Origin of the sequence: Aneurinibacillus sp. UBA3580, from assembly GCF_002375825.1 — a bacterium.
GTDB classification, from domain to species: Bacteria; Bacillota; Bacilli; order Aneurinibacillales; family Aneurinibacillaceae; genus Aneurinibacillus; species Aneurinibacillus danicus.
In genome coordinates this window covers 1-5,284 of sequence record NZ_DFMZ01000107.1, presented here as the reverse complement: position 1 = coordinate 5,284, position 5,284 = coordinate 1, and the positions used below count along the sequence as shown (strand labels likewise).

Sequence of the window (5,284 nt, the reverse complement as noted above, 5' to 3'; positions counted from 1 at the left end):
GTACGAAGGAAAAGAGAGAAGAGAACGAGAGGGTGATTTCAATGGAGAAAAAGGCGAACGCCTTTTTCTCCCCTGGATCTTCTTTCTTCACGATTTTCACAAAAAAATAAAAATCACCCTTCCCTGCAAGGGCGATCCATGTAACTTTTCATATTTTTGTAAGAACTAACCCCAGCAGCGCGGTAAAAATTCCGCACACCTGATATGGTTTTAATCTTTCTTTAAATAAATAACAGCCGGTCAAGATAACCACAAGACAGTTTAAACTAACGACCGGAAAGACAATGCTGGCGATGCCGGTTTTAAGCGCATAAAAATAGCAACTGAAACTGGCGACGCTTACTATGCCCAGCAATGCGCCGATTTTCGCTTCCCGAATCTGAATTCGCTCACGTCCTAACCAAACAGCCAGATACAGACTACCGCCGCCATACATTGCCACCAGCATGTCCATTGAACTGATATGTAGATAGGAAGACTGCTTCATTAATATACCAAGCAATCCGAACGAAACAAACGCAAACATGACACGTCCGATCCACGGCAAATAATCCGTGCTACCTTTGGCGCCCGGCGTATATTGGATCACCACGGCAGACCCCATCATACACAAAACGCCCAGCCAGTGCAAAAACGGGATTTGTTCATGGAAAATAGCGCCGGCTGCCAGCACCGGAAAAATAGCGTTCGCCGCAATCAGCGGAGACGTTAGACTGGCCGGTCCTTTCTCAAATGCACGCGCCATTTGAATGTTTCCATTCGCGTTTAATACACCGATGATGCTTCCAAGCAGGAGGGATGTCATGTTCGGATGCAGAGACCCTGACGCTACACCGGAACTTAAGATAATCAAGAATGCCACAAAATAAAAGAAAAATTGGATATTCATCTTGGATAACCCGCGTGAGGTGCTCCACTTGAAGATCGTATTATTGACCCCAAAGCCCACCGCCGTGGTTAAAGCCGCAAACAGCCACATACTCAGTTACCTTCTTCACTATAAAGTCTCTTCTTAGTTGTTTACTTACTGCTCATCGAATTCTGTTAACTGCACTTCGTACGTAAATGTCTCCCCGTTCGGCGCACAGGTAACGACAACTTCCGTTTTCCCGTCCGCTGTAGACCTTAATTGCACGACAATGTCCTTCTTTTCGTTCTCCTGCCCGCATGTATCAAGCATCCATGTCAGCGCTTCTTCCGTTAATGGCAGGCCCACCACTTCTCCATTCACTGTCGGTATATGCAGGAGCTTCTTATTATCGACAAATCCCCGAACTGTATCCAGCAGTACCTCTATCTGCAGCGGCGATAGTGCTAACGCATACGTCTGTTCCATATCCACCCTCCTTTCGATATCAGAAATCAGGGAGGTTAGAGAGTTTTAGAGAGTTAAGGAAAGAAAAAGGCATCCGCCTTTTTCTTCAAATTCTCCATTTCCTCTTTTCTCTCTTTCTCCTTTTTTATTTTAACATGCTTCCCATTCGCTTGGCCGCCGCCATGACATAAGGCAGATTTTCTTTCATCTGCGCAAGCGTCAGGCGATTGGAAGGTCCGGATACGGACAGTGCGGCCACCAGTTGCCCTCTTCGGTTGAACAGGGGTACGGCTACTGCAGCCGCTCCCTGCTCCCGTTCTTCGGAACTGGTCGCGTAGCCGTTCTTTTTAATTTCTTCTAACTGCTTCATATACACCTGCTTATCAATAGAAGAAGGCCAGGTCGGATCCGATAGAATCTGCTTCTGCACATCCGGCGGCGCATAAGCAACCAGCACCTTGCTTGAAGCGCCTACCGACAGCGGAAGATGCGCGCCAATCGGGGCTACTCTGCGAATCGTCTCATTGCTTTCCACCGCCTGTACGCGAATGCGTTCATTTTCATTGCGCACATACAAACTAATCGTCTCGCCCACCTGATCCCGCAAGCGAATCATTTCTGGAAGAAGAATGGTCGCCGGATCATCGCCTTGCGGCAGGCTGGCGGATAGCTGCCAGATGCGGAAACCAAGCTGGTATTTCTCCGTATCGGGATTGCGTGTTAGAAACCCTTTGTTCTCCAATGAACCCAACAGCCGGTATACGGTACTTTTATTCAGGCCTATTTTATGGGAAATCTCGGTAAGAGTCAGCTCTTTCTGATCAATAAAGCACAGCAGAATGTCCATGGCGCGATCTACCGCGCGGACGGTCATCTTATTATCGGAAGCGTCCATCCCGCTTACTCACCTTCCTCTTTCCATTAGTTTCATTCAACGAAACCATGTTGCAATATTTGACATTATACCTTATTGTCGTTTCACTCGTAAACTCTCATCTAATTTCAAAAAAAAGTTTAAAAATCTATGTACGTTACATGAAAAAAGCAGTATAATGTTATCGGAAAGAGAAACACAGTTTCATTTGGTGAAACCGTTATTGAAACACAAAGGAGGCTATCAACTTGGCAAATAAAGATGCTTACTCTGTACGTTCATCTTTGCAAGTAGGTGACAAGACGTATGCCTACTATTCCCTTAAAGCTTTGGAAGACAAAGGACTCGGTCCGATTTCTAAACTTCCTTTTTCCATTAAAGTTCTGCTTGAAGCAGCGGTGCGTCAGTTTGATGGCGTAGCGATTACGGAAGACCATGTAAAAAAATTGGCAACCTGGACCGAAGAGCGCGATCCGAATCAAGAAATACCGTTCACTCCGGCTCGTATTGTGCTGCAGGACTTCACGGGCGTACCGGCAGTTGTTGACCTCGCTGCCATGCGTCTGGCTATGAAAGAAATGGGCGGCAACCCTGAGCGTATCAACCCGCTCGTTCCGGTTGACCTCGTTATCGACCACTCCGTCATGGTAGATGATTTCGGCAACCCGGATGCACTGGAAAACAATATGAAGCTTGAGTTCGAACGCAACGGCGAACGTTATCGTTTCCTGCGCTGGGCACAGTCCGCGTTCAATAACTTCCGCGCTGTTCCGCCGGCAACCGGTATCGTTCACCAGGTAAACCTGGAGTACCTGGCGTCTGTAGCGGCTACAAAAGAAGTTGACGGCGAGCTTGAAGTATTCCCGGATTCTCTCGTAGGTACAGACTCCCATACTACAATGATCAACGGTCTTGGCGTTGTAGGCTGGGGCGTTGGCGGTATCGAAGCGGAAGCGGGCATGCTTGGCCAACCGCTGTATTTCGTAACGCCTGAAGTTGTCGGCTTCAAGCTGACAGGCACGCTGCCGGAAGGCGCGACAGCAACCGACCTGGCACTTACAGTTACAAACATCCTGCGCAAGAAGGGCGTAGTCGGCAAGTTCGTAGAGTTCTACGGACCGGGCCTCAGCAACATCAATCTGCAAGACCGCGCAACGGTCGCAAACATGGCGCCTGAATACGGTGCGACAATGGGCTTCTTCCCGGTTGACGAAGAGACTCTGACATTCCTCCGTTCTACAGGACGCAGCGAAGAACAAGTGGCGCTTGTTAAAGCCTACTTCCAGGAGCAAGGTCTCTTCCGTACGGATGACACTCCGGATCCGGAATTCTCCGAAACGCTGGAGCTTGACTTAGGCTCTGTCGTTCCGACACTGGCAGGTCCGAAGCGCCCGCAGGACCGCATCGAGCTGACTGCAATGAAAGACGCTTTCAACGATGCGCTGCGCACGCCGATCGACAAAGGCGGTTTCGGTTTAAGCGAAGAACAAATTGATAAGAAAGTAGCAATTACGCATAAAAACGGCAAAACGTCTGAACTGGGTACAGGCGCGGTTGTCATCGCGGCTATCACAAGCTGTACGAACACGTCCAACCCGAGCGTAATGCTGGCTGCCGGCCTTGTGGCGAAGAAAGCCGTTGAAAAAGGCCTTGTGAAGCCGGAATACGTAAAATCCAGCTTAACTCCAGGCTCCCGCGTTGTTACGCAATACCTCGAGAGAGCTGACCTGTTAAAACCGCTTGAGCAATTAGGCTTCTACATCGCAGGTTACGGCTGTGCAACTTGTATCGGTAACAGCGGTCCGCTGCCGGATGAAGTAAGCAATGCGATCGCAGAAAACGACCTGACAGTAGCGTCCGTGCTGTCCGGTAACCGTAACTTCGAAGGACGTGTACATCCGCAGGTAAAAGCAAACTACCTTGCTTCTCCGCCGCTGGTTGTAGCTTATGCCCTCGCTGGAAACGTAGGTATCGATCTGACAACGGAACCGCTTGGTACAGGCAAAGATGGCAAGCCGGTATACTTGAAAGATATCTGGCCGACGAATGAAGAAATCAAACAAGCGGTTCTTAATGCTGTTCGTCCTGAAATGTACGAAGAAGAATACGGCAATGTATTTACAGCAAATCCGCGCTGGAATGCGATTGACTTCCCGGAAGGACAGCTGTATGAGTGGGATGAAAACTCCACATACATCGCACATCCGCCGTTCTTCTCCGGTCTCAGCGCCGAAGCAGGCAGCATCCAGGGCATCAAAGGCGCGAGAGCACTGGCTGTGCTTGGTGACTCTGTAACGACAGACCACATCTCCCCGGCAGGAAGCATCACACCGACCAGCCCTGCGGGAATTTATCTGTCTGAGCGTGGCGTAGAGCGTAAAGACTTTAACTCTTACGGTTCCCGTCGTGGTAATCACGAAGTTATGATGCGCGGAACGTTCGCAAATATTCGTATCCGTAACAAAATGGCTCCTGGTACGGAAGGCGGCGTAACAACCTACCTGCCGACCGGTGAGGTAATGCCAATCTACGATGCGTCCATGAAATATCAAGAAACCGGCACTCCGCTGGTTGTCATCGCCGGTAAAGAATACGGTACAGGAAGTTCCCGTGACTGGGCAGCTAAAGGTACATTCCTGCTGGGTGTCAAAGCGGTTATCGCAGAAAGTTTCGAGCGTATCCACCGCAGCAACCTGGTAGGCATGGGCGTACTGCCGCTGCAGTTCGAAAATGGTGCCAATGCAGAAACTCTGGGCATCACCGGTAGCGAAACTTTCGATATTCCTGACCTGCACGACGATATTAAACCGGGTCAAACGATCAAAGTACAAGCAACTCGCCAGGATGGCACGAAGTTCGAATTTGACGTTTGCGTCCGTCTGGACAGCGCAGTTGATATTAAATACTACCGCAATGGCGGTATCCTGCAGACGGTTCTTCGTCAAATCGCTGCAGAAGCAAAAGCAAGCGTATAATTATCAAAAGAGGAAGATTCCCCTGGGAGAATCTTCCTCTTTTTCTGTGAAAATCCTGAAGAAAGAAGGAGAAGAGGGAGGAAAAAAGATCTAATGTAGAAAAAGGCCTTCGCCTTTTTC

The 5,284-nt window shown here is 49.2% G+C and carries 4 protein-coding genes; 1 reads left to right on the top strand and 3 read right to left on the bottom strand.

The window, feature by feature from the left end; all coding sequences use genetic code 11:
• Positions 1 to 148: 148 nt before the first annotated feature.
• The 3 genes from B2899_RS14880 to B2899_RS14870 form a co-directional block, all read right to left on the bottom strand.
• A complete protein-coding gene (locus B2899_RS14880) occupies positions 149 to 979 on the bottom strand; it encodes a DMT family transporter (protein ID WP_286886828.1) in 831 nt (276 codons plus the stop codon).
• Positions 980 to 1,024: 45 nt separating this feature from the next.
• Complete coding sequence (locus B2899_RS14875) at positions 1,025 to 1,336, bottom strand: hypothetical protein (protein ID WP_286886825.1); 312 nt, start codon at positions 1,334 to 1,336, stop codon at positions 1,025 to 1,027.
• A gap of 124 nt (positions 1,337 to 1,460) precedes the next feature.
• Positions 1,461 to 2,210: an IclR family transcriptional regulator gene (locus tag B2899_RS14870; RefSeq protein WP_146808195.1), complete on the bottom strand. Its 750-nt coding sequence runs from the start codon at positions 2,208 to 2,210 to the stop codon at positions 1,461 to 1,463.
• A 227-nt stretch (positions 2,211 to 2,437) separates the two neighbouring features.
• On the opposite strand from B2899_RS14870, the gene acnA reads away from it, so the two are divergent.
• The gene (acnA, locus tag B2899_RS14865; RefSeq protein WP_146808196.1) at positions 2,438 to 5,164 is read left to right on the top strand and encodes an aconitate hydratase AcnA; all 2,727 of its coding nucleotides are present in this window, start codon (positions 2,438 to 2,440) and stop codon (positions 5,162 to 5,164) included.
• The last annotated feature ends 120 nt before the right edge of the window (positions 5,165 to 5,284 follow it).